A 264-nucleotide genomic window follows, 5' to 3' on the forward strand; every position below is an offset into this window, starting at 1 on the left:
TGCCTGTTCTTCTTTCTCCGCTGCTTTGCAAAATTCTTCTACTTTTTCACGATTGACCATATCAATCTGATTATCACAATCTACTGCCGCATATCCTTTTTCTTCCAGACAATTGATAATTTTTCTTTTCACCTTTAATGTATTTAACTCCGACTTCTCCTTCATATAAACAGACCGAAAAGTTTGCGCTGTTTTTTTTACTTCTGCATTCATTTCAGATTCTACGGTTTCTTTCTTTTCTTCTTTTTCCGTAATTCGATTTTG

Annotated in this window: 1 protein-coding gene; it reads right to left on the reverse strand. The window is 34.1% G+C overall.

What is annotated here, in order from left to right; translation table 11 throughout:
• Nucleotides 1-213 (reverse strand): DUF6070 family protein (locus LI149_RS15825; RefSeq protein WP_227143628.1); only part of this gene is annotated, 213 nt, incomplete at its 3' end.
• Between the last annotated feature and the right edge of the window lie 51 nt (nt 214-264).

Origin of the sequence: Dorea sp. 210702-DFI.3.17 (assembly GCF_020560825.1) — a bacterium.
GTDB classification, from domain to species: Bacteria; Bacillota; Clostridia; order Lachnospirales; family Lachnospiraceae; genus Dorea; species Dorea formicigenerans.